The organism is Streptomyces sp. NPDC004327 (genome assembly GCF_042873935.1).
Lineage (GTDB): Bacteria > Actinomycetota > Actinomycetes > Streptomycetales > Streptomycetaceae > Streptomyces.
Genome location: NZ_JBIAME010000014.1, coordinates 31,734 through 58,210, shown reverse-complemented (window position 1 = coordinate 58,210; position 26,477 = coordinate 31,734). Strand labels below are relative to the sequence as shown.

27 protein-coding genes are annotated in these 26,477 nt (G+C 73.3%); 9 read left to right on the top strand and 18 right to left on the bottom strand.

All coding sequences use genetic code 11. The features are described from left to right. Nucleotides 1-19: 19 nt before the first annotated feature. Nucleotides 20-718: an anti-sigma factor family protein gene (locus tag ACFYU9_RS35895; protein WP_389208169.1), complete on the bottom strand. Its 699-nt coding sequence runs from the start codon at nucleotides 716-718 to the stop codon at nucleotides 20-22. After that, on the bottom strand, nucleotides 715-1,473 hold the full coding sequence (gene sigE, locus ACFYU9_RS35890) for an RNA polymerase sigma factor SigE (RefSeq protein ID WP_389208167.1): 759 nt from the start codon (nucleotides 1,471-1,473) through the stop codon (nucleotides 715-717). Before sigE ends, ACFYU9_RS35895 begins: the two co-directional genes overlap by 4 nt. Nucleotides 1,474-1,614: 141 nt before the next feature. Here sigE and ACFYU9_RS35885 point away from each other — a divergent pair, with 141 nt between their 5' ends. Next, nucleotides 1,615-2,295 carry an O-methyltransferase gene (locus ACFYU9_RS35885; RefSeq protein ID WP_389209179.1) on the top strand — a complete coding sequence of 227 codons (681 nt, stop codon included), beginning with the start codon at nucleotides 1,615-1,617 and terminating at the stop codon, nucleotides 2,293-2,295. A gap of 197 nt (nucleotides 2,296-2,492) precedes the next feature. Here ACFYU9_RS35885 and ACFYU9_RS35880 read toward each other — a convergent pair whose 3' ends face one another. Then, complete coding sequence (locus ACFYU9_RS35880) at nucleotides 2,493-2,660, bottom strand: DUF3117 domain-containing protein (RefSeq protein ID WP_205628308.1); 168 nt, start codon at nucleotides 2,658-2,660, stop codon at nucleotides 2,493-2,495. A gap of 299 nt (nucleotides 2,661-2,959) precedes the next feature. Here ACFYU9_RS35880 and ACFYU9_RS35875 point away from each other — a divergent pair, with 299 nt between their 5' ends. After that, complete coding sequence (locus tag ACFYU9_RS35875; RefSeq protein ID WP_389208165.1) at nucleotides 2,960-3,763, top strand: enoyl-CoA hydratase/isomerase family protein; 804 nt, start codon at nucleotides 2,960-2,962, stop codon at nucleotides 3,761-3,763. Between the two features lie 56 nt (nucleotides 3,764-3,819). Here the strand turns inward: ACFYU9_RS35875 and ACFYU9_RS35870 are convergent, their stop codons facing one another. After that, nucleotides 3,820-4,428, bottom strand: a complete 609-nt coding sequence (locus ACFYU9_RS35870; protein WP_389347836.1) for a DNA-3-methyladenine glycosylase I — start codon at nucleotides 4,426-4,428, stop codon at nucleotides 3,820-3,822. Continuing rightward, the gene (locus tag ACFYU9_RS35865) at nucleotides 4,425-4,772 is read right to left on the bottom strand and encodes a hypothetical protein (protein ID WP_389208161.1); all 348 of its coding nucleotides are present in this window, start codon (nucleotides 4,770-4,772) and stop codon (nucleotides 4,425-4,427) included. Before ACFYU9_RS35865 ends, ACFYU9_RS35870 begins: the two co-directional genes overlap by 4 nt. A 124-nt stretch (nucleotides 4,773-4,896) precedes the next feature. Here ACFYU9_RS35865 and folP point away from each other — a divergent pair, with 124 nt between their 5' ends. Next, complete coding sequence (gene folP / locus ACFYU9_RS35860; protein ID WP_389347834.1) at nucleotides 4,897-5,757, top strand: dihydropteroate synthase; 861 nt, start codon at nucleotides 4,897-4,899, stop codon at nucleotides 5,755-5,757. Between the two features lie 165 nt (nucleotides 5,758-5,922). On the opposite strand, the gene ACFYU9_RS35855 is transcribed toward folP, so the two are convergent. Both ACFYU9_RS35855 and dapE read right to left on the bottom strand, forming a co-directional pair. Next, nucleotides 5,923-6,672, bottom strand: a complete 750-nt coding sequence (locus ACFYU9_RS35855; RefSeq protein WP_389208157.1) for a TIGR00730 family Rossman fold protein — start codon at nucleotides 6,670-6,672, stop codon at nucleotides 5,923-5,925. A gap of 118 nt (nucleotides 6,673-6,790) precedes the next feature. After that, nucleotides 6,791-7,903 carry a succinyl-diaminopimelate desuccinylase gene (gene dapE, locus ACFYU9_RS35850; protein ID WP_389208155.1) on the bottom strand — a complete coding sequence of 371 codons (1,113 nt, stop codon included), beginning with the start codon at nucleotides 7,901-7,903 and terminating at the stop codon, nucleotides 6,791-6,793. 29 nt (nucleotides 7,904-7,932) lie between these two features. Here dapE and ACFYU9_RS35845 point away from each other — a divergent pair, with 29 nt between their 5' ends. Continuing rightward, nucleotides 7,933-8,883 (top strand): hypothetical protein, encoded by a 951-nt coding sequence (locus ACFYU9_RS35845; protein ID WP_389347832.1) that lies wholly within the window; start codon nucleotides 7,933-7,935, stop codon nucleotides 8,881-8,883. 481 nt (nucleotides 8,884-9,364) lie between these two features. Next, nucleotides 9,365-9,733, top strand: a complete 369-nt coding sequence (locus tag ACFYU9_RS35840; RefSeq protein ID WP_389208152.1) for an ATP-binding protein — start codon at nucleotides 9,365-9,367, stop codon at nucleotides 9,731-9,733. Nucleotides 9,734-9,801: 68 nt separating this feature from the next. Here the strand turns inward: ACFYU9_RS35840 and ACFYU9_RS35835 are convergent, their stop codons facing one another. Then, nucleotides 9,802-10,935 (bottom strand): bifunctional succinyldiaminopimelate transaminase/glutamate-prephenate aminotransferase, encoded by a 1,134-nt coding sequence (locus tag ACFYU9_RS35835; protein ID WP_389347830.1) that lies wholly within the window; start codon nucleotides 10,933-10,935, stop codon nucleotides 9,802-9,804. Nucleotides 10,936-11,016: 81 nt separating this feature from the next. Next, entirely contained in the window at nucleotides 11,017-11,337 is a 321-nt protein-coding gene (fdxA, locus tag ACFYU9_RS35830; RefSeq protein ID WP_389208148.1) for a ferredoxin, read from the bottom strand. A gap of 112 nt (nucleotides 11,338-11,449) precedes the next feature. On the opposite strand from fdxA, the gene ACFYU9_RS35825 reads away from it, so the two are divergent. From ACFYU9_RS35825 to ACFYU9_RS35815, 3 genes are all read left to right on the top strand, one after another. Then, on the top strand, nucleotides 11,450-12,457 hold the full coding sequence (locus ACFYU9_RS35825) for a GNAT family N-acetyltransferase (protein ID WP_389208146.1): 1,008 nt from the start codon (nucleotides 11,450-11,452) through the stop codon (nucleotides 12,455-12,457). Beyond that, nucleotides 12,346-13,389 (top strand): tetratricopeptide repeat protein, encoded by a 1,044-nt coding sequence (locus tag ACFYU9_RS35820; protein ID WP_389347856.1) that lies wholly within the window; start codon nucleotides 12,346-12,348, stop codon nucleotides 13,387-13,389. Before ACFYU9_RS35825 ends, ACFYU9_RS35820 begins: the two co-directional genes overlap by 112 nt. A gap of 238 nt (nucleotides 13,390-13,627) precedes the next feature. Continuing rightward, complete coding sequence (locus ACFYU9_RS35815; protein ID WP_389347828.1) at nucleotides 13,628-14,908, top strand: GNAT family N-acetyltransferase; 1,281 nt, start codon at nucleotides 13,628-13,630, stop codon at nucleotides 14,906-14,908. Nucleotides 14,909-15,033: 125 nt separating this feature from the next. Here ACFYU9_RS35815 and ACFYU9_RS35810 read toward each other — a convergent pair whose 3' ends face one another. The 4 genes from ACFYU9_RS35810 to ACFYU9_RS35795 all read right to left on the bottom strand — a co-directional run bounded on the left by ACFYU9_RS35810 (nucleotide 15,034) and on the right by ACFYU9_RS35795 (nucleotide 18,928). Beyond that, nucleotides 15,034-16,590, bottom strand: a complete 1,557-nt coding sequence (locus ACFYU9_RS35810; protein ID WP_389347854.1) for a hypothetical protein — start codon at nucleotides 16,588-16,590, stop codon at nucleotides 15,034-15,036. A gap of 792 nt (nucleotides 16,591-17,382) precedes the next feature. Then, entirely contained in the window at nucleotides 17,383-17,742 is a 360-nt protein-coding gene (locus tag ACFYU9_RS35805; protein WP_389208142.1) for a DUF6113 family protein, read from the bottom strand. Further along, the gene (mshB, locus tag ACFYU9_RS35800; RefSeq protein ID WP_389347825.1) at nucleotides 17,739-18,692 is read right to left on the bottom strand and encodes an N-acetyl-1-D-myo-inositol-2-amino-2-deoxy-alpha-D-glucopyranoside deacetylase; all 954 of its coding nucleotides are present in this window, start codon (nucleotides 18,690-18,692) and stop codon (nucleotides 17,739-17,741) included. Before mshB ends, ACFYU9_RS35805 begins: the two co-directional genes overlap by 4 nt. A 41-nt stretch (nucleotides 18,693-18,733) precedes the next feature. Then, entirely contained in the window at nucleotides 18,734-18,928 is a 195-nt protein-coding gene (locus tag ACFYU9_RS35795) for a hypothetical protein (protein ID WP_389208139.1), read from the bottom strand. A gap of 181 nt (nucleotides 18,929-19,109) precedes the next feature. Between ACFYU9_RS35795 and ACFYU9_RS35790 the strand changes: the two genes are divergently transcribed. Beyond that, on the top strand, nucleotides 19,110-21,254 hold the full coding sequence (locus ACFYU9_RS35790; protein ID WP_389347823.1) for a prolyl oligopeptidase family serine peptidase: 2,145 nt from the start codon (nucleotides 19,110-19,112) through the stop codon (nucleotides 21,252-21,254). A 7-nt stretch (nucleotides 21,255-21,261) separates the two neighbouring features. On the opposite strand, the gene ACFYU9_RS35785 is transcribed toward ACFYU9_RS35790, so the two are convergent. From ACFYU9_RS35785 to ACFYU9_RS35765, 5 genes are all read right to left on the bottom strand, one after another. Further along, on the bottom strand, nucleotides 21,262-22,200 hold the full coding sequence (locus ACFYU9_RS35785) for a hypothetical protein (protein ID WP_389208135.1): 939 nt from the start codon (nucleotides 22,198-22,200) through the stop codon (nucleotides 21,262-21,264). Nucleotides 22,201-22,401: 201 nt separating this feature from the next. Then, the gene (locus ACFYU9_RS35780; RefSeq protein WP_389347820.1) at nucleotides 22,402-23,547 is read right to left on the bottom strand and encodes an ABC transporter ATP-binding protein; all 1,146 of its coding nucleotides are present in this window, start codon (nucleotides 23,545-23,547) and stop codon (nucleotides 22,402-22,404) included. Beyond that, nucleotides 23,540-24,523: an ABC transporter ATP-binding protein gene (locus ACFYU9_RS35775; RefSeq protein ID WP_389208131.1), complete on the bottom strand. Its 984-nt coding sequence runs from the start codon at nucleotides 24,521-24,523 to the stop codon at nucleotides 23,540-23,542. Before ACFYU9_RS35775 ends, ACFYU9_RS35780 begins: the two co-directional genes overlap by 8 nt. A gap of 6 nt (nucleotides 24,524-24,529) precedes the next feature. After that, nucleotides 24,530-25,534: an ABC transporter permease gene (locus ACFYU9_RS35770; protein WP_389208129.1), complete on the bottom strand. Its 1,005-nt coding sequence runs from the start codon at nucleotides 25,532-25,534 to the stop codon at nucleotides 24,530-24,532. Next, a complete protein-coding gene (locus tag ACFYU9_RS35765; RefSeq protein WP_389208127.1) occupies nucleotides 25,527-26,450 on the bottom strand; it encodes an ABC transporter permease in 924 nt (307 codons plus the stop codon). Before ACFYU9_RS35765 ends, ACFYU9_RS35770 begins: the two co-directional genes overlap by 8 nt. Nucleotides 26,451-26,477: the final 27 nt, after the last annotated feature.

Below are 26,477 nucleotides of genomic sequence, written 5' to 3'. Positions count from 1 at the left end.
GATTCAACCAGGTCGCCGGTCAGCGGTGGGAGGGGCCGGGGGCGGGGGTGGCGGTCGGGGAGGGTGCGGGCGCGTAGGCGATCCGCAGGGCGGGGTTCACCGGGCGGGCGAACGGGGACAGTTCGAGCCGGGCCGGCAGGACCGTCGGCGCCGCGGGCGACGGCGTCTGGTCGCCGCGGCGCGAGCCCGACGCGAAGGTCGCGGGCGCCCGCAGCGGTGTCACGTTGCTGCCGGTGCCCTGGCCGCCGCGCGCGTCGAGCGGCAGGGAGCCGCTCAGCGCGATCGCCGCGAACGAGACGGCGCTGGCCGCCACGAAGGCGAAGCGCCGGCCGCGTCCTGACGAGCGGTCGGCGACGCCGACCTCGTGGATGCGGAATCCGGTGTCCACGGTGAGCGGGGCCGCCGTGGCGAAGCCGTCAGCTCGGACGCCGCCGGCGCGCAGGAGCTCGTCGAAAGGGCCCCCCTGGTCGGTCGGTCCCCCCGGCAGCCCCTGGAGGCGCGCCAGCAGCCCCTCGGAGGGCGGCGGGGGCGCGGCGGACGCGAAGACGGTCTTGAGGCTGCGCTGGGCGTCGGCCTCGGCCTTGCATTTCGGACAGGTCGCCAGATGGGCGAGGACCCGCTCGCGGGCGTCATGGCCGAGCTCGCCGTCGACGAGCGCGGCGAGCCGGTCCCCGAGGTGGTGCTCCGCGGGGGTCGGTGACGGACTGGTGCCACTCACGCCGTGCTCGCCTCCCAGCCCACGGCGGCGAGGGCCCGCTCCGCGCGCGCTTCGGGCGAGCGGTGCTTGAGCGCCTTGCGCAGGTGGGAGCGGCCGCGGTGGATGCGGCTGCGGACGGTGCCGAGCTTCACGCCGAGGGTCGCGGCGATCTCCTCGTACGACAGTCCCTCGATGTCGCAGAGCACGACGGCGGCGCGGAACTCCGGCGCGAGGGTGTCGAGGGCCTGCTGGACGTCGGCGTCGAAGTGCGTGTCGTTGAACGCCTGCTGGGGGGAGGGCTCGCGGCTGGGCAGCCGCTCGGCGGCGTCGTCGGCGAGCGCGTCGAAGCGGATGCGCTGCTTGCGGCGCACCATGTCCAGGAACAGGTTCGTGGTGATGCGGTGCAGCCAGCCCTCGAAGGTGCCCGGCGTGTAGGACGACAGCGAGCGGAAGACCCGGACGAAGACCTCCTGGGTCAGGTCCTCGGCGTCGTGCTGATTGCCCGTCAGGCGGTAGGCGAGGCGGTAGACCCGGCCACTGTGCGTGCTGACGATCTCCTCCCAGCTGGGCGGAGTCCACGCCTGCGATTCCGCGTCCGATGCGAAGGTCGCGGTGGTGGGAGCGGATTCGGCGATGCGGGAACGGTCAGCGGTGTCGGTCACGGATTTCGGCTCACCCGCCGATCCGAGAAGGCGCCGAAGCCCTCTTCTCCGATCCACAGGCGCAGCCGCACCTCCCCTGTCGGCTCTGGTGGTGTCCAGTGGAGCCCCTACCATAGCCACCTCGCCCGTTAGCTCCGGATAAGAATCTTTACGCGAATTTGGATCCGGCTCGCGCCGACGTCCTCCTCGCTTCCTCTCCGTATGAACGCGCGGTCCCATCTGCGGGTTCCCGCGTCCAGCGGATACAGTCGACGCCTGCGTCAACTACGGGTCAGCCACGGGAACAAGGAGAGGGCCATTTCCGCCAACCGGCAGACGAGCCTGGCGTTCGCCGACGCCTTTGTCGCCGAGGACGAAGCGCTCCGCTGGGCCCGTGAGCGGGCCCGTGAGGCGGGACTGCCCTCGGTGTCGCCGGGCACCGGTGCCGCGCTGCGCCTGCTGGCCGCGACGGCGGACGCGAAGGCGGTGGCGGAAATCGGTACGGGCACGGGCGTGTCCGGGATCTATCTGCTGCTCGGGATGCGTCCGGACGGGGTGCTGACCACCGTGGACATGGAGCCGGAGCGGCAGGCGCACGCGAAGGCGGCGTTCCGCGCGGCGGGTTTCGCCGGCAACCGGGCCCGCTTCATCCCGGGCCGCGCCCTGGAGGTGCTGCCCCGGCTCGCGGACGGCGGCTACGACCTCGTGTTCTGCGACGGCGACCGGCTGGAGCTCCTGGACTACCTCGCTGAATCGTTGCGCCTGCTCCGGCCTGGCGGTCTGGTCTGCTTCGAGGGCGTCTTCGCCGACGGCCGCACGGTCGACTCGGCGGCCCAGCCGGCCGAGGTGCAGCGGATACGCGAGCTGCTGCGGACGGTGCGCGAGAGCCGGGAGCTGCTGCCGACGCTCCTCCCGGTGGGCGACGGCCTGCTGTGCGCGGTGCGCCGCAGCACGTAGGCCCCGGCCCTTCCCGGCCCGCCCTTCCCCTTCCAGGCCCGGCCCCCTGGCGCCCCTCGGCGCCCCTTCCCGGCCCGGCCCTTCCCGCCCCTTCCCGGCCCGGAGGCCTACCGCCCCGACCGGCCCCTGACGCACCACTGCCCCGGCGCGGTGGGTACCGGACCGGGGCAGAAGCGGAAATTCGCGTCAGGCTTGTCCTAGCCGACGACGTCCTTCAGGGCGTCGCCGAGCGCCTTCGCCTCGTCCGGGGTCAGCTCGACGACGAGCCGGCCGCCGCCTTCGAGCGGAACGCGCATGACGATGCCCCGCCCCTCCTTGGTCACCTCGAGCGGGCCGTCACCCGTCCGCGGCTTCATGGCCGCCATGCTCGTTCCCCTTCCTGAAACCAGCTCATCGTCAGCATCGAACACGATTGCTTCCAGGTCATTATCCCGCATCACAGGACCCGATGACCAACATCAGGTGGCATCGCTTCCGCAACGCGCTTTCACAAAGCCGCACATTTCGCCGATCCACCTGCGATACTTCGCCGCCCTCGGTCGGTGCTCGACGGGCCCCCGGACGGCGATTCTTTGACGCAGCTCACATGTGCGACGGGGGTGATCTCCGCCATGCTGAGCAGGTCACACAACGCGACGAAGCGCAGACGCGAAGGGAAGCCTCGATGGCCGACACGGTCCTCTACGACGTGAACGACGGGCTCGCCACGATCACCCTCAACCGCCCCGAGGCGATGAACGCCCTCAATGTGGCGGCCAAGGTCGCCCTGCGCGACGCGGCGGAGGCGGCGGCCGCCGATCCGGCCGTACGGGCGGTGCTGCTCACTGCGGCCGGCGACCGCGCGTTCTGCGTGGGCCAGGACCTGAAGGAGCACATCGGACTGCTGCAGCAGGACCAGGAGTCCGGCACCAGCAGCACCATGAACACGGTCCGCGACCACTACAACCCGATCGTGCGGGCGCTCACCGGGATGGCCAAGCCGGTCGTCGCGGGTGTGAACGGCGTGGCCGCCGGAGCCGGTTTCGGCTTCGCGCTCGCCGCCGACTACCGCGTGGTCGCCGAGACCGCCTCCTTCAGCACCGCCTTCGCCGGCGTGGCGCTCACCGCCGACTCCGGCATGTCCTGGACGCTGCCCCGGCTCGTCGGCCACAGCCGCGCCTCCGACCTGCTGCTCTTCCCGCGCACGATCAGCGCGCGGGAGGCGTACGAGCTGGGCATCGTCAACAAGCTCGTACCGGCCGATGCGCTCGCCGAGGAGGCCGCGAAGGTCGCCCGCAAGCTGGCCGCCGGCCCGACGGTCGCCTACGCGGCCCTCAAGGAGTCCCTCGCCTACGGCGCGGACCACTCCCTCAGCGAGGCCCTCGACAAGGAGGACGAGCTCCAGACGAAGGCCGGCGGGTCCGAGGACCACCGGATCGCGGTGCAGGCGTTCATCGCCAAGGAGAAGCCGAAGTACCTGGGCCGCTAAGGCCGCCCAGCCACCGGCCCCCGCCCCGGGCCGTCAGGACCTGGCCGGCTCGCGCCCTAGGCCCGGCCGCGCGCGATGCAGCCGGTGACGTGGTCGTCGACCAGGCCGCACGCCTGCATCAGCGCGTAGGCCGTCGTCGGGCCGATGAAGCGCAGGCCGCGCTTCTTCAGGTCCTTGGACAGCGCCGTCGACTCGTCCGTCACCGCCGGCACGTCGCCGATCGTGAGCGGCGCCGGGCGGGTCGCCGGATCCGGCGCGTACGACCAGATCAGCGCGTCGAGCTCGCCGGGGTCCCAGCCGGCGAGCAGCTTGGCGTTGGCCAGGGTGGCGTCGATCTTGGCGCGGTTGCGGATGATGCCCTCGTCGGCGAGGAGCCGCTCGCGGTCGGCGTCGGTGAAACGGGCCACGTCGGCGATCCGGAAGCCGGAGAACGCCTTCCGGAAGCCCTCGCGGCGGCGCAGGATCGTGATCCACGACAGGCCGGACTGGAACGCCTCCAGGCACAGCCGCTCGAACAGCGCGTCGTCGCCGTGGACCGGGCGGCCCCACTCCTCGTCGTGGTACGCCACGTAGTCCTCGGTCGACAGGCCCCACGGGCAGCGCAGCCGCCCGTCCGGACCGGCGACGGCCAGGCCCACGGCCGGCTCCGTGCTCACGTCGCTCATGCCTCGTCCTCCTCGCCCCGCTCGTCCCGCTCGCCTCTCTCGCCGCCGGACCGGGCGGTGGCGAGCGCCGCCTCCAGGCCGGCGATCCGCGAGTCCCGCTCCGCCAGCTCGGCGCCGAGCCGGCCGAGGACGTCGTCGACGTCCGCCATCCGGTAGCCACGGGCCGCGACCGGCAGCCGCAGCGCCTCGACATCGGCCTGGCCGACCGGCCGGGCCGCGGGCAGCGGGTCCACCAGCTGCTCGGGGGCCACCTCCGGCAGCACCTCGCTCTCGCCACCGCCGACCACGGCCAGGGTGACCGCCGCGACGACCACGACCATCGTGATCAGCAGAAACCAGAACACCTGCGCGCCTTTCCCCGTCAGTCTTCCGTGCGTGGAAAACGTCCCGTGCCGATCGTGCCATGCGCCACCGACAGTTAGGGTCGCAGACGATGCAGGCGGCCGGTCGCGACGGAGGACATAAGGGATGCTGCGCTTGGGACGGCGGGAATTCGGACCCCACGAGCCGGTGATCATGGCGATCGTGAACCGGACCCCGGACTCCTTCTACGACCAGGGGGCCACCTTCCAGGACGAGCCGGCGCTCGCCCGGGTCGAGCAGGCCGTGGCCGAGGGCGCGGCGATCATCGACATCGGCGGCGTCAAGGCGGGCCCCGGCGAGGAGGTCACCGCCGAGGAGGAGGCCCGGCGCACGGTCGGCTTCGTCGCCGAGGTCCGGCGCCGCCACCCCGACGTCGTCATCAGCGTCGACACCTGGCGCGCGGACGTCGGCGAGGCGGTCTGCGAGGCCGGCGCGGACGTGCTGAACGACGCGTGGGGCGGCGTCGACCCGCGGCTCGCCGAGGTCGCCGCGAAGTACGGCGCCGGGCTCGTCTGCACCCACGCGGGCGGCGTCGAGCCGCGCACCCGGCCGCACCGGGTCGAGTACGAGGACGTGATGGCCGACATCCTGCGGGTGACCATCGGCCTCGCGGAGCGCGCGGCCGCGCTGGGCGTGCGGCGCGACGGCATCATGATCGACCCCGGCCACGACTTCGGGAAGAACACCCGACACAGCCTGGAGGCGACCCGGCGGCTCGGCGAGATGGCGCAGACGGGCTGGCCCGTGCTCGTATCGCTGTCCAACAAGGACTTCGTGGGCGAGACGCTGGACCGGCCGGTGAAGGAGCGGTTGCTCGGCACGCTGGCGACGACGGCGGTGAGCGCGTGGCTCGGCGCCCAGGTGTACCGGGTGCACGAGGTCGCCGAAACGCGTCAGGTGCTCGACATGGTGGCGTCCATCGCCGGGCACCGGCCGCCGGCGGTGGCACGGCGGGGACTGGCGTAGTCGGACGGGCGCGGGAGGAGGGCGGGGCGCCTGCGGCGGGCTCTTCCCCCGCCTCACCCCACCCCGCCCCTTCCCGGACCGGGGGCTCCGCCCCCGCCACGGGTCCTCGGACTCCCCCTGCGCCCGAGGGACGTGGGGGGGGACGCCCGGACGGGCCCATTCCGCCTAGCGGCCCGTCTCCTTCGACACCAGGGACACCGCCTCGTCCACGTCGTCCGTCACGTGGAAGAGCAGCAGGTCGTGCTCCGATGCCTTGCCGCCCGCGACGACCGAGTCGCGGAGCCAGTCGACGAGCCCCTTCCAGTACTCCGACCCGAAGAGGACGATCGGGAAGCGGGTGACCTTGCGGGTCTGGACGAGGGTCAGGGCCTCGAAGAGCTCGTCGAGGGTGCCGAGACCGCCCGGCAGGACGACGAAGCCCTGCGCGTACTTCACGAACATCGTCTTGCGGACGAAGAAGTAGCGGAAGTTCACGCCGATGTCGACGTGCGGGTTGAGGCCCTGCTCGAAGGGGAGCTCGATGCCGAGGCCGACCGAGACGCCCTTGGCGTCCCGGGCGCCCTTGTTCGCCGCCTCCATGGCGCCCGGGCCGCCGCCGGTGATCACCGCGAAGCCCGCCTCGACGAGCGCGCGGCCGAGCCGTACGCCCGCCTCGTACTCGGGCGTGCCCGGCTTCGTGCGGGCCGAGCCGAAGACGCTGATCGCGCTCGGCAGTTCGGCGAGGGCCCCGAAGCCCTCCACGAACTCGGACTGGATGCGCATGACCCGCCAGGGGTCGGTGTGCACCCACTCCGAGTCGCCCTCGGTGTCGAGCAGACGCTGGTCGGTGGTGCCGGGCTGGACCTGGTCACGACGCCTGAGCACCGGTCCGAGGCGCTGCTCCTCCGGCTTCTTCGGCTCATCGGGTACACCCATGGTCCGCTCCTTTCACCGTTCTCTGATCTTCCCGGTCAGGGTAGGTCCACAGAGGTGAAGAAAAGCGAAATTACGGGAATCGGACAGTGATCCTGTGGCCGGCCGGGGCCGGGGCGGGTCAGTGCAGCTCGGTCAGCCAGTCGCGCAGCCGCGCCTCGCAGTGGTGGATCCGGTCGACGTGCACGTGCTCGTCCCGCTTGTGCGCGAAGAACGGGTCGCCCGGGCCGTAGTTGACCGCCGGGACGCCGAGCGCGCTGAAGCGGGCGACGTCGGTCCAGCCGAACTTGGGGTGGGCGGCGCCGCCGACCGCCTTCATGAAGGCCGCGGCGGCCGGGTGGGACAGGCCGGGCAGGGCGCCCGGGCTCTCGTCGTCGATGATCGTCTCGGCGACGCCGCAGTCGGCGAAGACCTCGTGGACGTGGGCCAGGGCCTGGGCCGGGGAGAGGTCGGGGGCGTAGCGGTAGTTGACGGTGACGACGCACTCGTCGGGGATGACGTTGGTCGCGACGCCGCCCTCGATGGCGACCGCGTTGAGACCCTCGTGGTACTCCAGGCCGTCGATGACCGGCTTGCGGGGCTCGTAGGCGGCGAGGCGGTCGAGGATGGGGGCGGCGGCGTGGATGGCGTTGGAGCCCATCCAGGAGCGCGCGGAGTGGGCGCGCTCGCCGGTCGTGCGCAGCTTGACGCGGAGCGTGCCCTGGCAGCCGCCCTCGACCTGGCCGTCGGAGGGCTCCAGCAGGACGGCGAAGTCTCCCGCGAGCCAGTCCGGGTGGGCGTCGGCGATCTGGCCGAGGCCGTTGAGGTGGGCGGCGACCTCCTCGTTGTCGTAGAAGACGAAGGTGAGGTCGCGGTTGGGCTCGGGGACGGTGGCGGCGATGCGCAGCTGCACGGCGACGCCGGACTTCATGTCGGTGGTGCCGCAGCCCCAGAGGATGCCCTCGTCGTCGAGGCGCGAGGGCACGTTGTCGGCGATCGGCACGGTGTCGATGTGTCCGGCGAGGACGATCCGCTCCTCGCGGCCCAGGTTCGTGCGGGCGACGACGTTGTTGCCGTACCGGTCGACGGTGAGGTGCGGAAGCCCGCGCAGGGCCTGCTCGATGGCGTCGGCGAGCGGCTTCTCGGTTCCGCTCACGGACGGGAAGTCGACGAGGACCGCGGTGAGCGCGGCGCCGTCCAGCGTCAGGTCCAGCGGGCGGCCGTCGGGGGTCTGGTGAGAAGCGGTGTCAGCCATGTGCCGACCCTAACCCGGGCTCCAGTACGGTGGGGCGCGTGTCCGAGCCCCGCCGTGTCCCCGCCCCCGCCCGCCGCGGCCGCGCCGCCCGGTTCGTGGCGGCGTTCTCCGTGCTCCTCGGCCTGGTCGCCTACGTGACGGTGCACTACGTCACGGGCAGCAAGGGCGCGCCGCGCTGCCGGGTCGGAAGCGGGGCGAACCAGTACGAGTTCACTCCGGAGCAGGCGTCCAACGCGGCGACGATCGCCGCCGTCGGATCGAGCCGCGGCCTGCCGGAGCGCGCGGTGACGATCGCGCTCGCCACCGCGATCCAGGAGTCGGGGCTGCGCAACATCCAGCACGGCGACCGCGACTCGCTCGGCCTGTTCCAGCAGCGGCCGTCGCAGGGCTGGGGCGATCCGGAGCAGATCCTCGACCCGGTGTACTCGTCGACGAAGTTCTACGAGGACCTCGAGAAGGTCCCGGGCTACTCGCGGCTGCCGCTGACGGTGGCGGCGCAGAAGGTGCAGCGCAGCGGCTTCCCGCAGGCGTACGCGAAGCACGAGCCGGACGCCACGCTCCTGTCCGCCGCCCTGACCGGCCGCGCGCCCGCCGCGCTGAGCTGCACCGCCGACACCAGGAAGGGCCGCCCGGGCGATCCCGTACGGGTCCGGGACGAGGTGGTCAGGGCCTTCGGCAAGGAGACCGCGCCCCGGCCCGCCCCGACGGCCGGCGGCACGGCCGGCGCGAACGCGGCGGTTTCGGCCGTCGAGCTCACGCTCCCGGTGCGCGAGTCGCGCGACCCGCGCGAGCAGCGCGGCTGGGAGCTGGCGCAGTGGGCCGTGGCCCGGGCCGGCGAGCTGCGCATAACGGAGGTGTCGTACGGGGACCGGGTGTGGGTCGCGGACGACTCGGCGGGCGGGTGGTCGACGGCGGACGGCGGCGACCGCGACCGGGGCACGGACGGCTCGTCGGTGCGGCTGAGGCTCGCGGCGGGCTAGCGGCGGACCGGCGGCCGTACGAGACCGGCCGGCGAGAGGGTCCGTACGAGAGCGCCGTACGAGAGCGTCCGTACGGGACGGGCCCCGCGAGATCCGGCGCCCGCCGGCGGCCGTACGAAAGCGACCCCGCGAGGGCGACCGCACGAGAGCGTCCTACGGGTGGGGCGCAGGTGCGGGGCGTGCGTGCGGGGCGTACGGGCAGTCGTGCGAGGTATCCCCCGAAGGTGTCGCGTGCCCGGCGCGCCTCCCGCCCCTCCGGAAGGGTTCACATCACCCTGTCATGTCACCGCAAGATCCTTGCGGGGCAAGGGAAGTGACGGTTCACCAACCCCGCTCGCTCTGCGGTGTTCGTCCGCTTTCCTCCCCGCACGACAATACGACGCATTACCCAGTCTTTGCCTTCGGCGTCCGCAACCTCCCCCGCCCCGGGGCCGGTTGTCACCGCGTACACGTCCTCACGTCCCCTCGTCGAAGGAGCACCATGTCCCTCCCCCTGACCCGCCGGATCGCCCAGGCCGCCCTGCTCGTCGCGGCCGGAGCGGCCCCCGTGGTCGCGGCGGCCGGCTCCGCCGTCGCCGCGGAACCGTCGCTCGCGCCCACCGGCGCCCTGTCGGGTCTGACCTCGCTGGACAAGGCCGGTGCCGAGGGCGCCCTCGGCACCGCGACCGGCGTCGCGAACAAGGTCCCGGCCGCGCAGAAGCTCACCGGCGGCAACGCCGCGGGCCAGGCGACCGACACCGTCGGCCGGACCACCGGCACCGTCACCGAGCAGGCCGAGGCCCCGACCGGCGGCGCGCTCGGCAAGCTGCCGACCGGCCAGCTGATGGGCGGCCTGCCGCTCGGCGGCTGATCCACGGCGCGGAAAACAGGAGGGCCCGGGGAGCGTGATGCTCCCCGGGCCCTCCCGTGCGTGCGCGGTCAGCCCAGGCGCTTCACGGCGGCCTCGACCCGCTCGTCGGTCGCCGTGAAGGCCACCCGCACGAAGCGCTCGCCGGCCTCGCCGTAGAAGTCGCCGGGCGCGACCAGGATGCCCTTCTCGGCCAGGTGGGCCACGGTGTCCCAGCAGGGCTCGTCGCGGGTCGCCCACAGGTAGAGGCTGGCCTCGCTGTGCTCGATCCGGAAGCCGTGCGCCTCCAGGGCCGCGCGCAGGGCGGCGCGCCGGGCCGCGTACCGCTCGCGCTGCTCGGCCACGTGCGCGTCGTCGCCGAGCGCGGCGACGGTGGCGGCCTGGACCGGGGCGGCGGTCATCATGCCGCCGTGCTTGCGGATCTGGAGCAGCTCGCCGAGGACGGCGGCGTCACCGGCGACGAAGGCGGCGCGGTAGCCGGCCAGGTTGGAGCGCTTGGAGAGCGAGTGGACGGCGACGATCCCCTCGTACGAGCCGCCGCAGACGTCCGGGTGCAGCACGGAGACCGGGTCGGCCTCCCAGCCCAGCTCCAGGTAGCACTCGTCGGAGAAGACGAGCACGCCGTGCTCGCGCGCCCAGGCGACGATCCGGGTCAGCTCGTCCTTGCCGAGGACCTTGCCGGTCGGGTTGGACGGGGAGTTGAGCCAGAGCAGCTTCAGGCCGGCCGGGTCGAGCTCCGTGCCCGCGGGGTCACTCGCGAATGTCTCCGCGTCGTAGACGACGGGGGTGGCGCCGCACAGGCGCGCGCCGACCTCGTAGGTCGGGTAGGCGAGCCGCGGGTAGGCGACCGTGTCGCCCGCGCCGAGGCCGAGCTGGGTCGGCAGCCAGGCCACCAGTTCCTTGGAGCCGACGACCGGCAGCACGTTCTCGTGGGCGAAGCCGGTGGCGCCGAGTCGCCGCTCGCACCAGCCGGTGAGCGCGTCGCGCAGCTCCTTGGTGCCCCACACCGTGGGATAGCCCGGCGAGTCCGCCGCCGCGACGAGGGCCTCCTGGATCAGCGCGGGGACCGGGTCGACCGGCGTGCCCACGGACAGGTCCACGATGCCGTCGGGGTGCGCGGACGCGGTCGCCTTGTAGGGCTCCAGCTTGTCCCAGGGGAAGACGGGCAGACGCGAAGAGACGGGGGCGCTCACGGTGGGGCTCACTTCCTCGTACGTACGGAGAACACAACGGTCCCGTACAGCGGCTGCGACGCCGTACGGGACCGAGGGTGGATGATCGTCCGATCAGCCGTTCTGCGGCGGCAGGGCGGCGATGAAGGGGTGGTCGCGCTCGATGAGACCGAGCTTGGAGGCACCACCGGGCGAACCGAGCTCGTCGAAGAACTCGACGTTCGCCTTGTAGTACTCCTTCCACTCCTCCGGGGTGTCGTCCTCGTAGAAGATCGCCTCCACCGGACAGACCGGCTCACAGGCCCCGCAGTCGACGCACTCGTCCGGGTGGATGTACAAGGACCGCTGGCCCTCGTAGATGCAGTCGACGGGGCACTCCTCGATGCACGCCTTGTCCTTGACGTCGACACAAGGCTGCGCGATGACGTAGGTCACGCTGTCGTTCCTCCTCGATAGGGCTGGTCTGCGCGGGAGCGCGGTGTCGTCGATGCCCGCCCCTAGTATCTCCGTTCTTGGGGACGATCCGAACAGGAGGGGCTGAGAAGCTGTGGAATTCACCGATGGCGGACGCCTCGAAGTGCGAATTACCGCTGCTGACGTGGGGAAACGTGTCTCAGTTCGGTACGTGACGGACTCGGTCGCGGCGGGGGAGAAATTCACCGACGCGGTCGGGGTTCTCACATCATGGGACGAGGGTGTGCTGCTGATCACACGCCGGACCGGGCAGACCGTCCGGATCGCGGAATCCGCCCTCGCCGCGGGCAAGGTCGTCCCCGCCGCCCCGGCCCGCCGCCGCGGCCCCGCCGCCACCTTCCCCGAGCTCGCCCGGGCCGCCGCGCGCGCGTGGCAGCCGCTGGAGAGCGAACCGCTCGGCGAGTGGACCCTGCGCGCCGCGGGCGGATTCACCCGGCGGGCCAACTCGGTGCTGCCGCTCGGCGACCCCGGCATACCGCTGGACGCGGCGCTGACCCGCGTACGGGAGTGGTACGCGGCGCGCGAGCTGCCCCCGTACATCCAGACGTCGACCGGCGCGGAGGGCGCCCAGGAGCTGCTGAGCGCCGAGCTGGAGCGGCGCGGCTGGGTCCGCGAGGTCTCGGCGGAGCTGCGGATCGCCGGGCTCGCGCCGATCGGCGACCTCGACGCCGACGTGTCGCGGGTCCGGCTGTCACGCTCGGTCGACGACCCGTGGCTGCGCCGCTACCAGCGCTTCGGCGAGCCCGGCCCGCACGTACTGAAGGTCCTCGGCAGCGGGCCGAGTGTGTGGTTCGCGTCCGTACCGGGCACGGGAGACATACCGGCGGCTATCGGACGCCTGGTGGTCGACGGACGCTGGGCCGGTTTCATGGCGGTCGAGGTCGGTCCGGACCAGCGGCGGCGCGGGCTCGCGACGGCGGTCATGACCGCGCTCGCCCGCCGGGCCCTGGACGAGGGCGCCTCGGCGGCCTGGCTCCAGGTGGAGTCGGACAACGACGGCGCGCGGGCGCTGTACGACGGGATGGGTTTCACCGTGCACCACCACTACCACCACTACCGAGGGACCGGGACCGAGGCGTGACCGGGGCAGGCGCCGAGGGCGACGACGACGGGGCGCGCGGGGGCGGCGAGGCGCACGGCTGCGGCGGGTCTCACGGGAGCGGCGAGGCGCACGGGGGCGGGGACGGGAGCGGGGTGACCGACTGGCGGCGCGAGTTCGCCGAGGAGGCCAGGTCCGAGCGGCCCGACCTCGCCCGGCTCTGTCTGCTCGTCGGCGCCGTCGCCGACCCCACGGTGACGCAGGCCGACCTGGACCTCGCCGAGATCGAACTCGACCGGCTCGCCGGGCTCGTCCCGTACGGGACCCGCGGCGCCGATGCCTGGGTCGCGGCCCTCGCCGAGCTGCTCGGCCGGCGCGCGGGCTTCCAGGGCGTGACCGCCGACTACCAGCGCCTGGAGTCCTCGCTGCTGCACGAGGTGCTGCGGCGGCGGCGCGGGCTGCCGATCCTGCTCTCCGTGGTGTGGCTGGAGGTCGCCCGGCGGGCCGGTGCGCCGGTGTACGGGCTCGGGCTGCCCGGCCACTTCGTCGTCGGCTTCGGCGACCCGGCCGAACTCCACCTCGCCGACCCGTTCGCGGGCGGCCGGCCCATGACTGCCACCGACGCCGAACTCCTCGTCGCGAGCGCCACCGGCGAGGCCCTCGACCCGGCGATGCTGCGGCCCGCGACGGCCCCCGCGATCGTGCTCCGCATCCTCAACAACATCCGCGCCTGGGCCGCCGCCCGCCCCGAGCGCTCCGCCGTCGCCCTCTGGGCCGTCGAGCTCTCCCTCCTGCTCCCCTCGCACCCGGCCCGGCTGCGCTACGAGCGTGCCGAACTCCTCGTCCAGCGCGGCGACTTCCTCACGGGCGCGGCGGAGATGGAGGCGTACGCGACGGTCATGGACGCCGTCGAACCGAGCGCGGCGGAGACGATCAGGCAGCGGGCGAAAGCGGCGCGGGCGCGGCTGAACTGAGGCGCGGCCGAGCTGAGGCGCGGCCGAGCTGAGGCGCGGCCGACGGCTACGGGACCTCGTGAGCGTCGCCGCGACGGATCCGGTAGAGCACGCACGGGCGGAGCGGGCCCTCGGGGCTGACATGCCCGGCAGCCGACCCGACCGGCGTCCGGTGTGCCGACCGTAATTCGGTTGACCGGGCCGCGGGCCGCCGATGCACTGGGGCGGGGCACCACGAACCGGGGAGACAGCGACAGGCATGCGGATCCGTTCCACGACCGAACAGGACCTCGGCGTCTTCGTCGACACCCTCCACGCCGCCTTCGGGATGGTCCCGGAGACCCCGGACGAGAACGGCGGCGGGGTCTGGTGGGCGGCGCTCGAACCGGACCGCTGCCTGCTCGCCACGACGGACGGGGGCCGTCCCGTCGGCACCGCCGGCGCGTACTCCTTCGAGCTCACCCTGCCCGGCGGGATCATCGCCCCGGCCGCCGGGGTGACCTGCGTGGGCGTGCTGCCCACGCACCGCCGCCAAGGCGTGCTCACGGCGATGATGCGGCACCAGCTCGACGGGCTGCGGGAGCGCGGGGAGTTCCTCTCGGTGCTGCTGGCCTCCGAGGCGGTGATCTACCGCAGGTACGGCTACGGCCCGGCGACGTACACGGGCCGGCTGACGGTGCAGCGCCACAAGGCGGCGTTCGCCGCACCCCGGGCGGGCGGGGTGCCCGCCACCGGGACGCCGTCCAGAGCCACGGGCTCGGACACGGGCACAGACTCGGCCACGGGCTCGGGCTCGGCCACGGGCTCGGTCGAGGTGCTGCGGCGCGCCGAGTGCGGTGACGTCCTCGAAGAGGTCTACGACCGCTACCGCCGCGCCCAGCCCGGCGCGCTGTCCCGGCCGCACCGCTGGTGGACCCGGGGCGCCGGACGGCCGCCCGTCGCCGCCGCGCCGCGCTACATCGCCGTCCACCGCGACGCCGACGGCGTCCCGGACGGCTACGCCGCCTACTCCCGCGCCGACAGCACCCTCACTGTCGACGAGACCGTCGCCACCGGCGACGCCGCCTTCACGGCCCTGGCCCGCTTCGCGCTCGGCCACGACCTGGTCACCGAGGTCGTGTTCAAGCACCTCCCGTACGAGCACCCGCTGCGCTGGCAGCTCGCCGACTTCCGGGCCGGCGAGGCGAGCGGCGACACCGACTGGCTCTGGGTGCGGATCCTGGACGTCCCGCGCGCGCTGACCGCCCGCGGCTGGTCCACCGACGGCGAGCTCGTCCTCGACGTCGACGACCCGTTCCTCGCCGAGCGCGGCCGCTGGCTCCTCACCGTCCGCGACGGCAGGGCCACCTGCGTCCCCACGGACCGCTCGCCCGACCTCTCCCTGGACGTCAGCGACCTGTCCTCGCTCTACCTGGGCGGCACGACCCCGAGCACCCTCGTCAGAGCGGGCCACATCCGCGCCCACCACCCGGACGCGCCGGCCCGGGCCGACACCCTCTTCGGCACGGAGCGCAAGCCGCACTGCCTGCACTGGTTCTGAGGCGCGTCGCGTCGCCGGGACCCGTCCGGCCCAGGAGCCGGTGTCGTCGATCGGCGGCGCCGAGGAGCGAGAAGAGCCCCCACCCGTCACGGGTGGGGGCTCCTCCTCGTATCAGCGCGTGGCCGTCAGCCGTTGCCCGAGAGGTCGATCGACTTGGTGCGCTCGGCCTTCGTCTTGCCGCGCAGCGCGTCGCGCATCACGAAGGCGACGTCGTCGGCGGAGACCTGGTGCTTGCTGCCGTCGCCCTTGGTGATCATGACGCCGTCGAAGACGCCGTCGAGGAGCTCGTTGATCGCCTTCTTGTCGTAGACCTCGACCAGGCGGCCGTCGACGGCCTTCATGGAGAGGATCTTCGGCAGGGAGCGGTTCGGGCCGAAGTCGATCTTCTTGCCGCCGGCCTCGATGGTGATGTTGCCGGACATCGCGGGCCGGGCGAACTCCTCCATGGCGCGGTCGAGCTCGGCCTTGGTGACGGTCGGCCGGCGGGTGACGACGGGCAGTTCGACGGTCTTGGCGAGGCCGGTCTGGACCTGGGCGCGGTAGGCGTCCTTGACCGAGATCACGGCGCGCTGGACGTCGATGCCCTTGCCGGCCTTGCCCTCGACCGGGGTGGCCTTGCCCGGGGAGAAGAGGATCGTGCCCTCGGTGACCGTGCCGGAGCTGCCGGAGAGGTCGGTGAGGGCGACGGCCAGCTTCTCCTCGTCGATCGGGAAGACCGGCTGGGCGACCCGCTCGCCGCCGAAGAGGGAGCCGATGACGGAGACGGGGTTGTAGTCGCTGCCCGAGGCCGCGCGCACGGTCTCCTGGGTGTCCAGGGCGAGGCCGGCCTTGTCGGGGGCGAGTTCGACCTTCTCGCCGCCGACGCTGAGCTGGAGCGGCGCGTTGGCGCGCTTGCCGAGGACCTCGTCGAGCTTGGCGACGGCCTCCTCCTTCGTCCCGCCGCCGACGTCGACGCCGAGCACCGTGGTGCCCTTGGGGACGTCGGCGTGGTTGAGGAGGAGCCCGGCGCCGTAGGCGACGCCGGCGAGGCCGATGACGCCGACGCAGGCGAGGACGAGCTTGGAGCGCTTCTTCACGGGCTTGGCCGTGGACGCCGGGGTCGGGCGCGGGGCGGCCGGGGCGGGGGCCGGGGCCGTGTCGTCGCGCTCGGGGATACGGGGCGTCAGGTCCGGGCCGTCGGTGCGGCCGAAGGGACCGCTGTTGAGCGTGGCGCCGGAGACGTTGCCGCCGCCGGTCATCGGACCGGTGACCGGGCCCGGGACGGGCGCCGGGGGCTGCGGGGTGAGGATCGCGGTGTCGTCGGACAGCCGGGGCGCGCCGTCGGCGTACGCCGGACCGGGGCCCTGCGGACCGGGACCCTGCAGGCCGGGACCCTGCGGACCGGCACCCTGCGGGCCGGGGCCCTGGGGCCCGCCCTGGGGGCCTCGCGGCTGGCCGCCGCGGGGCGCGCCGCCGCGCGGCCTGCCCGGGCCCGCGACCGGGCTGGTGCCCGTGACCGGGCCGGTGGTCGGGCCGGTGGGGGCCGCGGGGCCGCCGAGGACGGGCGTGCCGGCGGCCGGGGTGCGGCCGGGGCCGTCGTCGTAGAGCGGGTTGGCGGGCGCGGCGGCCATCGGGTCGACGATCGGGGTGCCCTGCGGCGGCGTGCCGGCGGGGCCGACGGTCGGCAGGGTGACGATCGGCATGCTCTGGGTGGTGCCGGCGCCGGACGGGACGCCGTCGGAGGCGGAGCCGGTGAAGCCGGGGGCGCCGACGGGCGCCGACGGGCCGGCGCCGAGGGCGCGGGGGCCGGTCGGGGCGGCGGGGGCCGGGGCGGGCTTCGGCGCGGGGGCGGCGGGCGCGGGGGCCGCGGACGCCTTGCGCGGGGCGAACCAGTCGCTGGCCGGCTTGTCGCCCGCCGCGTCCGGCGCGGCCGGCTCCGGCTCGGGGGCGGGCTCCGGGCGGACGGGCTCGGGCTCGGGCCGTACGCCGGAGGCGATGCGCTCGACGTCGGCGGCGCGCGCGGCCCGGTCGTCCGCGGGGGCACCGCCGTCGCCGACCGGCTTGCGGACGACGACGGGCGGGATCGGCCGCGAACCCGGGATGTTGATCCGGATGCGGGTGGTCAGCGTGGTTTCGGTCTTGGGCTCCTCCGGCGGTGCGCCGGCGGCGTCCTCGGCGCCCTCCTGGCCCGGGCGGAGCCCGTACGGCGGAGTGCCCGAGGGGTACGCGGCCCCGCCGCGCCCCTGGGCGCCGGAGGACGAACGGTCTGTCTCTCGACCAGTTTCACGACTCAAAGCAGGATCTCCCGGTTGGCTCCGCCGCCCGCTCTCGCTGATGCTCGTGGTGATTCGGGCGGTCGGCGGCGCGCACCACCATACTGGCCGCCGCCGATCGGCACCCGACCCGGCGGGGATCCGCCACGGGCAATCCGGCCGAAGTCAAGACACTCTCCCGTCAATTCGCCGCCCGCCAACTCGGGCTTTGGACGGGGCCGGTCAGGCCGGCGGCGGGGCGAGGCGGGTCATCGTGGCGCACATCACAGCGACGGCCATGCCGCCGAGCAGGAACACCATCTCGCCGAGCCCGCCGCCGAACAGGCCGTCGCCTTCCGGGCGTCCGAAGCTGAGCAGCACGATGGCGACGAGCCAGCCGGCGCCCGCCGCGGCGACGCCGAGCTGGTTGCCGGTGGCGCGCCGGCCGCCGTAGAAGAGTGCGGCGGTGGCGAGCAGGGCGAGGAGCAACCCGGCCGGGAACCAGGCGGCTTGGACGAGCGAGCCGGCGGTGCCGACGAGCAGGCCGAGGACGAACAGCCCCGCGTACCAGGCATATCGGGCGCCCGCGCCGATGCCGCTCATGCGCCCGCCTCCGCCTCGGTCAGCCCGGCGAACAGGTCGGTCTCGTGTTCGCCCGCGGGCGCGCCGGACGCGCCCTGGACGAGCTCGTAGTACTCGGTGGTCTGGACGGGCTGGCCCAGGTTGTTGGAGAGGGCGAAGAAGGGGCCGTCGACGGCGATCTGGGTGGCGTGGACGGCCATGGCGGCCGTCTTGCGGGCCGCGTGCGGGGTCGCGCCGCCGGCCGCCTCTCCGCGCCCGTCGCTCGGCCCGTCGCCGGTCCCGCCGTCGATCTCGGTGGTGATGCGCGACGGGTCGACGACGCCGGGCAGGTCGGCGATCGAGGCGGCGGCCGGGAAGACCGAGCCCTCGGCGTCGAGCCGGGCGAAGCCGGCCTCGGCGACCGGGCGCGGGATCCGGTTCCAGTAGATCTTGGCGATGGTGTGGGCGGGGCCGAGGTCCGGGCGGTACGCGGGGTCGGCGGCGAGCTCGGCGGCGCGCATGGCGACCCGGTGGGCCTGGATGTGGTCGGGGTGGCCGTAGCCGCCGTCGGGGTCGTAGGTGACGAGGACCTGGGGACGGACCTCGCGGACGATCTCGACGAGGTACGGGGCGGCCGTGTCGACGTCCGTGTTCCAGAAGGCGTTCGGGCGGTGGTTCTGCTCCGCGCCCATCATCCCGGAGTCGCGGAAGCGTCCGGGGCCGCCGAGGAAGCGGTGGTCGGTGACGCCCAGCTCCTTCATGGCGGCGGCGAGTTCGCCCGCGCGGTGGGCGCCGAGCCGGTCCTCCCGGTCGGGCGCGAGGTGGGCGAGCTCGGGCGGGATGACCTCGCCCTCCTCGCCCAGGGTGCAGGTCACCAGGGTCACGAGGGCACCCTCGGCCGCGTACCTGGCCATGGTGGCGCCGTTGTTGATCGACTCGTCGTCCGGGTGCGCGTGCACCAGGAGCAGCCGACGGGCTGGGAGATCCGTCATGGCCCCAGCCTACGAGGCGGGGCCACGCGGAACCCGGCAGGTCAGAACTTGAGGCCGCCGATCATGCTGGCCACGTTGGTCGTGAGCGTCTTGATCGACGGGGCGATGGTGGAGCTGGCCAGGTAGAAGCCCAGGAGCGCGCAGACGGCCGCGTGACCGGCCTTGAGCCCGGATTTCCGGATCAGCAGGAAGACGACGATCGCCAGCAGCACCACCACCGAGATCGAGAGTGCCACGGCGGTTCACCTCCACACTTCTTCGGTAGGACGTTCGGTCGGATGGTTCGGTCGGACGTTCTCTTGGCATGTGCCTGATGGATGCTTACCCACCTAGCGCTACGGATCATAACTATCCGTGCCATCGCATCGATCGGTGTACGGGGGCATGAGGGGGCGCACGGACGCTAGTTTCGGTCACATGACTTCGTCTCACGAGCAGATCTCGTTTCCCCGTCAGTACGCCAGGACACAGCGGTTCACTCTGGGCGCACCGCGCGCGTTCACCGCGTCGCCGGACGGCGAGCGGGTGGTGTTCGTCCGCTCCGGTTCGGGGACGGACCGCACGCACCGGCTCTGGGTGCTCGACCTGAAGGAGGGCGTGGAGCGGCCGGCGGCGGATCCGGAGGCGCTGCTCGCGGGCGCGGCAGAGGAGTTGTCGCCGGAGGAGCGGGCGCGCCGGGAGCGCAGCCGCGAGGGCTCGGCGGGCGTGGTGGGCTACGCGGTGGACGCGGCCGTGGAGTTGGCGGCGTTCGCGCTGTCGGGGCGGCTGTTCACGGCGGAGCTGCGGGCGGGCACGGCCCGCGAACTGCCGGTGCCGGGCCCGGTGATCGACCCCCGGCCGTCGCCGGACGGGCGGCTCGTGGCGTACGCGGCGGGCGGGGCGCTGCGGGTGACCGGGGCGGGCGGGACGGGCGACCGGGCGCTCGCGGAGCCGGATCCGGCGACGGAGGCGGACGGGGTCACGTACGGGCTCGCGGAGTTCGCGGCCTCGGAGGAGATGTCCCGCTCGCGCGGCTTCTGGTGGGCGCCGGACTCGGACCGGCTCCTGGTCGCACGGGTGGACGAGCGGCCGGTGCGGCGCTGGTGGATCGCCGATCCGGCGCATCCGGGGCGGGAGCCGCAGCAGGTGGCCTACCCGGCGGCGGGGACGCCGAACGCGGAGGTCCGGCTCTTCGTCGTGGATCTGTCCGGAAACCGCACCGAGGTCTTGTGGGACCGGGCCTCCTTCCCGTATCTGGCCCGGGTGCACTGGTCGGCGGCGGGTGCCCCGCTGCTGCTCGTGCAGGCGCGGGACCAGCGGACGCAGGCGTTCCTGACGGTCGACCCGGAGTCGGGGGCGACGACGGCGGTGCATGTGGACGAGGATCCGGTTTGGCTGGAACTCTTCGGCGGGGTGCCGGCCTGGACGCCGGACGGGAAGCTCGTGCGGATCACGGACGAGGGCGGGGTGCGCGCGCTCGCGGTCGGCGACCGGGTCCTGACGGACGGACGGCTGCACGTCCGGGCGGTGCTCGACGTCGGCGCGGAAGATGTCCTGATCTCGGCGTCCACGGGTGAGGCGGCCGAGTCCGCCGAGACGGGTGAGATCCATGTGTACCGCGTGGGTGAACGGGGCGTGGAGCGGGTCTCCGAGGCGCCCGGCGTGCACGCGGCGGTGCGCTGCGGCGCGGTCGTGGTGCTGTCCTCGGCCCGGCCGGACGCGCCGGGGAGCGTGGCGCGGGTGCTGCGGGACGGCAAGCAGCTCGCCGAGGTCGTCTCGCACGCGCAGCGGCCGGTGCTGACGGCCCGGGCGCGGCTCGTCGAGGCGGGCGAGCGGCGCATCCCGTGCGCGGTGCTGCTGCCCTCGTGGTGGTCGGCGGGCGACGGGCCGCTGCCGGTGCTCATGGACCCGTACGGCGGTCCGCACGGCCAGCGGGTGCTCGCCGCGCACAACGCGTACCTGACGTCGCAGTGGTTCGCCGAGCAGGGTTTCGCGGTGGTCGTGGCGGACGGGCGGGGCATGCCGGGCCGCTCCCCCGCGTGGGAGAAGTCGGTGCGCGACCGGCTGACGCTGGCGCTCGACGACCAGGTGGCGGCCGTCCAGGCGCTCGCCGCGGACTTCCCGCTGGACCTCGGGCGGGTGGGGATCCGCGGCTGGTCCTTCGGCGGCTATCTCGCGGGGCTCGCGGCGCTGCGGCGGCCGGACGTGTTCCACGCGGCCGTGGTGGGCGCGCCGGTGACGGACTGGCGGCTCTACGACACCCACTACACCGAGCGCTATCTGGGCCTGCCCGACGAGCGGGAGGGGGCCGTCTACGCGGCGAACTCCCTGGTCACGGACGCCGGTCTGGTCGACGCGCGGGAGCCGGCCCGGCCGATGATGCTCGTGCACGGCCTCGCCGACGACAACGTGGTCGCCGCGCACACCCTGCGGCTGTCCTCGGCGCTGCTCGCGGCCGGGCGGCCGCACGAGGTGCTGCCGCTGTCGGGCGTCACGCACATGACGCCGCAGGAGCAGGTGGCGGAGAACCTGCTGCTGCTCCAGGTGGACTTCCTCAGGCGGTCGCTGGGGCTCCAGGGCTGAGCGGAGGTCACCAGCCGGGCGGGCGGTGCGCGGGCGGGGCCGGCGGGAGCGCGGCGGCGGGGCGGTAGGGGACCCGGCGCGGCTGCCAGGAGCGGGCGAGCAGCACGAGCACCGCGAGCCCGGCCAGCAGCGCGTAGCCGGCGGCGAGGTCGTACAGGCGGGCGTAGAGGTCCGGTTCCGGCACGAGCGCGGGCCGGCCGGACCGCAGCGCGGCCGCGACCCCGGCAGCCCCGCAGCCGGCGAGCAGCAGCCCGCCGAGCAGGCCGAGCGGGCGGGTGTGCCGGGCCCGCGCGAAGGCGCTGCCGGCCGCGGCGAGGAGCAGCAGGACGAGGACGGCGTCGAGCCAGCCGGGCGGGACGGCGAGGGAGGGCAGGAGCAGGGCGCGGCTGCCGGTGAAGCGGCTGACGGTGTACTCGGGCGGCAGGAGCGCGGCCCAGCGGGCCTCCATGCCCGCCCACATCAGGCCGCCGGCCGCGCACAGGATCCCGGCGGCGACGGCGGGTCCGGTACGGGGCCGGGCGGGCGCGCCGCCCGGCCCCTCGCCGTCGCGCGCGCCGTCCCGGCCGGCGGCCGCGGTGACGACGAGGCCGGTGCCGAGGCCGAGGCTGAGGAGCGTGGTGACGAGCGGCTCCACTCCGGAGGCCCACAGGCCCGGCAGGCGCAGTGCGAGCGTGGTGAGTCCGGTGGCGGCGAGCGCGGGCCCGGCGAGCGGGGAGCGCAGGGCGGTGACGGCGGTGACGACGTAGGCGACGAGCAGCAGCGGGTCGACGAACGAGGTGGCCGTGGTGCCGTTGACGCGGACGGCGTGGTCGCCGGCCCAGTACTGGAGGAGTGCGGGCGTCGGGCCGAAGGTCGCGAGGTCGCGCAGCAGCCAGACGACGAGGACGAGCGCGAGCGCGCCGCACAGGGCGGCGCCGGTGAGGCGTGCCGTACGTGTCACAGTCACGGGGCCGATACTCACGGTTGCGGTGGCCCGAAACAAGGCGTTCCGCATAGCGGGGGGCTTATGCGTCACGTCGGGTGTGCGGGGTGGCCAACCGGGGCGACATGGCGCGCCCCGGTTGACCGAACGGCACCCGCACGGCCGAACTGGATCCAGCATCCAGTGTTCGTATATCGGATCCAATTCGCGTGAGTTGCCTGCGCGTTAAGGCCCCTCGGACGGCGGCTCCCCCGTGCCGCTCCCCGTGCCACCCGCTGTCCCGTTCTCCGCGCCGCCCTCCGTGCCCTTCCCCGTCCCGCTCTCCGCGCCGCCCTCCGTCCCGTTCTCCGGCGGCACCACCGTCTTCTCCTCCGCGAAGTGGCAGGCCGAGTCGTGCTTCGCCGGACTGTCCGTCAGCCGGAAGACCGCCGGGACCGCGAGCAGCGGCACTTCGAGCGCACACCGCTCCTGCGCCTTCCAGCACCGCGTGCGGAAGCGGCAGCCGGAGGGGATGTTCGCCGGGGAGGGGACGTCGCCGGCCAGGAGGATGCGCTCGCGGTGCTCGCGCGCGTCAGGGTCGGGGACCGGCACGGCGGAGAGCAGCGCCTGGGTGTAGGGATGCGTCGGGTGGTCGTAGATCTGCGCGTCGGATCCGATCTCCATGATCCGGCCCAGGTACATGACCCCGACCCGGTCGGAGATGTGCCGCACGATCGACAGGTCGTGCGCGATGAAGACGTACGACAGCTTGAACTCGTCCTGGAGCCGTCCGAGCAGGTTCACCACCTGTGCCTGCACGGAGACGTCGAGCGCCGACACCGGCTCGTCCGCGACGATGATCTCGGGCTGCAGCGCGAGGCCGCGGGCGATGCCGATGCGCTGGCGCTGGCCGCCGGAGAACTGGTGCGGATAGCGGTTGATGTACTCGGGGTTGAGGCCGACGACGTCGAGCAGGTCCTGCACCTTGCGGCGCCGGTCGCCCTTCGGGGCCACCTCGGGGTGGATCTCGTAGGGCTCGCCGATGATGTCGCCGACCGTCATGCGCGGGTTCAGCGAGGTGTACGGGTCCTGGAACACCATCTGGATGTTCCGGCGCACGGCCCGCAGGGCGCGCGGCGACAGCTTGGTGATGTCGTCGCCCTTGTACGAGATGGTGCCCGAGGTCGGCTTCTCCAGGTTGACCAGCATCTTCGCGACCGTCGACTTGCCGCAGCCGGACTCGCCGACGATGCCGAGGGTCTCGCCGGTGGCGAGGTCGAAGTCGACGCCGTCGACCGCGCGGACGGCGCCGACCTGCTTCTTGAAGAGGATGCCCTGGGTCAGCGGATAGTGCTTGACCAGGTCGCGGACCTGGAGAATCGCCTCAGCCATGGAGGCACTCCTTCCAGAAGTGGCAGGCGCTGGCGCGGCGCACGGGCGACTCGGTGACGTCGTACAGCGGCGGCTCGTCGATCCGGCAGATGTCCCGGGCGAGCGGGCAGCGCGGGTGGAAGGCGCAGCCCGTGGGGATCTTCAGCAGGTTGGGCGGCAGGCCCTTGATGGCGTAGAGCTCCTGGCCCTTCTGGTCGAGCCGCGGGATCGATTCGAGCAGGCCCTTGGTGTAGGGGTGGGCGGGCGCCTTGTAGATCTCGTGGACGGGGGCCTGTTCGACGATCCGGCCCGCGTACATCACGGCGATCTTGTCGGCGACGTCGGCGACGACGCCGAGGTCGTGGGTGATGAGGATGAGGCCCATGTTGTACTCGCGCTGGAGCTCGGCGAGCAGGTCCATGACCTGGGCCTGGACGGTGACGTCGAGGGCGGTCGTCGGCTCGTCGGCGATGATCAGCTCGGGTTCGAGTGCGAGCGCCATGGCGATCATGATGCGCTGGCGCATGCCGCCGGAGAACTGGTGCGGGTACTGCCCGACGCGCTCCTTGGCGGCGGGGATGCGGACCCGGTCCATCAGCTCGACGGCCTGGGCGCGCGCGTCCTTCTTCGACATGCCCTTGTGGACGACGAACATCTCGCCGAGCTGTTCGCCGACGCTGAGCACCGGGTTGAGGGAGGACAGGGCGTCCTGGAAGATCATCGCCATCTTGGCGCCGCGGATCTTCCGCCGCTCGTCCTCCTTGAGCTTCAGCAGGTCCTGGTCCTGGAAGCGGATCTCGCCGCCGGTGATCCTGCCGGGAGGCATGTCGAGGATGCCCATGATCGCCTGCGCGGTGACGGACTTGCCGGAGCCGGACTCGCCGAGCACGGCGAGGGTCTCCCCCGCGTCGACCGAGTAGTCGACGCCGTTGACCGCCTTGGCCACGCCCTCCCGGGTGTGGAACTCCACGTGCAGGTCGCGCACTTCGAGCAGCATGGTCGGCTACCTCAGCTTGGGGTCGAGGGCGTCGCGCACCGCGTCGCCGAGCATGATGAACGCGAGCACCGTGATGGCGAGCGCGCCGGCCGGCCAGAGCAGCATGTGCGGCGCGTTGCGGACGTACTGCGAGGCCGAGGAGATGTCGATGCCCCAGGAGACCGTCGGCGGCTTCAGGCCGACGCCGAGGTACGACAGGGTGGCCTCCAGGGCGATGTAGGTGCCGAGCGCGATGGTCGCGACGACGATCACCGGGGCGACCGCGTTGGGCGTGATGTGGCGCAGCATCATGCGGGAGTTGGAGGCGCCGAGCGCCCGGGCGGCCTGGACGTAGTCGTTCTGTTTGGCCGTGATGACGGAGCCGCGGGCGATGCGGGAGACCTGGGGCCAGCCGAGCAGCACCATGAAGCCGATGACGGGCCAGACGGTGGAGCTGGTCACCACGGAGAGCAGGACGAGGCCGCCGAGGACGACGGGGATGGCGAAGAAGACGTCGGTGATCCGGGAGAGCAGGCCGTCCCAGGCGCCGCCGAAGAAGCCGGCGAGCCCGCCGAGGATGCTGCCGAGGACGGCGACGCCGAGGGTGGCGAGGACGCCGACGGTGACGGAGGTGCGGGCGCCGTAGACGACCCGGGTGTAGACGTCGCAGCCCTGGCCGTTGAAGCCGAAGGGGTGGCCGGGCTGGGAGCCTTCCTGGGCCTTGGCGAGGTCGCAGTCGAGCGGATCCCCGGAGGCGATCAGCGAGGGCCACAGGGAGATGACGACCAGGAAGAGGATGACCAGCGCGGAGATGATGAAGACGGGGTTGCGGCGCAGGTCGCGCCAGGCGTCGGACCACAGGGAGCGGGGCTTCTTCTCGGCCGCGGCCTCGGTTCCCTCAAGGGTCTTCTCCAGGCTCTCGGCCTCGGCGGTGCCGAAGTCGGCCGCGCCTCCGGCACCGGTCGAGGCCACAGCGCGTCCTTCCTCACCGTACGACTCCAGCGGCTCGAACGACTCAGGCGGCTCAGGCATAGCGGATCCTCGGGTCAAGGACGGCGTACAGGAGGTCGACCAACAGGTTGGCGAGCAGGAACACCAGGACGAGGATGGTCACGAAGCCGACGACCGTCTGGGTGTTCTGGCGGACGATGCCCTGGTAGAGCTGGTAGCCGACGCCATGGATGTTGAAGATCCGTTCGGTGACGATGGCGCCGCCCATGAGGGCACCGATGTCGGCGCCGATGAAGGTCACCACGGGGATGAGGCTGTTGCGCAGCAGATGGCGGATGATCACCCGGCGGCGCGGCAGGCCCTTGGCGACGGCGGTGCGGACGTAGTCGGCGCGCTTGTTCTCGGCGATGGAGGTCCGGGTGAGCCGGGTGACGTACGCGAGCGAGACGGAGGCGAGGACGAGTCCGGGGACGATGAGTTCGTTGAAGGGCGCCTCGGGCGAGACGGCCGGTGAGATCCAGCCCCACTTCACGCCGAGCAGGTACTGGACGAGCAGGCCGGTGACGAAGGTGGGCACGGACAGGACGACGAGGGTCAGCAGCAGGACGCCGGTGTCGACGGGGCGGCCGCGCTTGAGGCCGGTGATGACGCCGAGGCTGATGCCGATGACGATCTCGAAGAGGATGGCGACGATCGTCAGCCGGATGGTGACGGGGAAGGCGCTGGCCATCAGCTCGGTGACGGGCTGTCCGTTGAAGGCGGTGCCGAAGTCGCCGGTGAAGACGTTGCCCATGTAGGTCAGGTATTGCTGCCAGACCGGCTTGTCGAGGCCGAACTCCTTCTTCAGCTGGGCGGTCGTCGCCGGGTCGCACTGGCGCTCGCCGCACAGACCGGCGATGGGGTCGCCCATCACGTTCACCATCAGGAAGATCAGCAGCGTGGCGCCGATGAAGACCGGGATCATCTGCAGCAGCCGCCGGATCACGTATCGACCCACGGGGGCCTCCAGGGAGGGATGTGAGAA

What these genes read in the sequence shown, in the direction of transcription:
- sigE (WP_389208167.1), bottom strand. Translation starts at nt 1,473, where the DNA reads ATGGTAGGGGCTCCACTGGACACCACCAGAGCCGACAGGGGAGGTGCG.
- ACFYU9_RS35880 (WP_205628308.1), bottom strand. Translation starts at nt 2,660, where the DNA reads ATGGCGGCCATGAAGCCGCGGACGGGTGACGGCCCGCTCGAGGTGACC.
- ACFYU9_RS35875 (WP_389208165.1), top strand. Translation starts at nt 2,960, where the DNA reads ATGGCCGACACGGTCCTCTACGACGTGAACGACGGGCTCGCCACGATC.
- ACFYU9_RS35870 (WP_389347836.1), bottom strand. Translation starts at nt 4,428, where the DNA reads ATGAGCGACGTGAGCACGGAGCCGGCCGTGGGCCTGGCCGTCGCCGGT.
- folP (WP_389347834.1), top strand. Translation starts at nt 4,897, where the DNA reads ATGCTGCGCTTGGGACGGCGGGAATTCGGACCCCACGAGCCGGTGATC.
- ACFYU9_RS35855 (WP_389208157.1), bottom strand. Translation starts at nt 6,672, where the DNA reads ATGGGTGTACCCGATGAGCCGAAGAAGCCGGAGGAGCAGCGCCTCGGA.
- dapE (WP_389208155.1), bottom strand. Translation starts at nt 7,903, where the DNA reads ATGGCTGACACCGCTTCTCACCAGACCCCCGACGGCCGCCCGCTGGAC.
- ACFYU9_RS35840 (WP_389208152.1), top strand. Translation starts at nt 9,365, where the DNA reads ATGTCCCTCCCCCTGACCCGCCGGATCGCCCAGGCCGCCCTGCTCGTC.
- ACFYU9_RS35815 (WP_389347828.1), top strand. Translation starts at nt 13,628, where the DNA reads ATGCGGATCCGTTCCACGACCGAACAGGACCTCGGCGTCTTCGTCGAC.
- ACFYU9_RS35810 (WP_389347854.1), bottom strand. Translation starts at nt 16,590, where the DNA reads ATGCCGATCGTCACCCTGCCGACCGTCGGCCCCGCCGGCACGCCGCCG.
- ACFYU9_RS35805 (WP_389208142.1), bottom strand. Translation starts at nt 17,742, where the DNA reads ATGAGCGGCATCGGCGCGGGCGCCCGATATGCCTGGTACGCGGGGCTG.
- mshB (WP_389347825.1), bottom strand. Translation starts at nt 18,692, where the DNA reads ATGACGGATCTCCCAGCCCGTCGGCTGCTCCTGGTGCACGCGCACCCG.
- ACFYU9_RS35790 (WP_389347823.1), top strand. Translation starts at nt 19,110, where the DNA reads ATGACTTCGTCTCACGAGCAGATCTCGTTTCCCCGTCAGTACGCCAGG.
- ACFYU9_RS35780 (WP_389347820.1), bottom strand. Translation starts at nt 23,547, where the DNA reads ATGGCTGAGGCGATTCTCCAGGTCCGCGACCTGGTCAAGCACTATCCG.
- ACFYU9_RS35775 (WP_389208131.1), bottom strand. Translation starts at nt 24,523, where the DNA reads ATGCTGCTCGAAGTGCGCGACCTGCACGTGGAGTTCCACACCCGGGAG.
- ACFYU9_RS35770 (WP_389208129.1), bottom strand. Translation starts at nt 25,534, where the DNA reads ATGCCTGAGCCGCCTGAGTCGTTCGAGCCGCTGGAGTCGTACGGTGAG.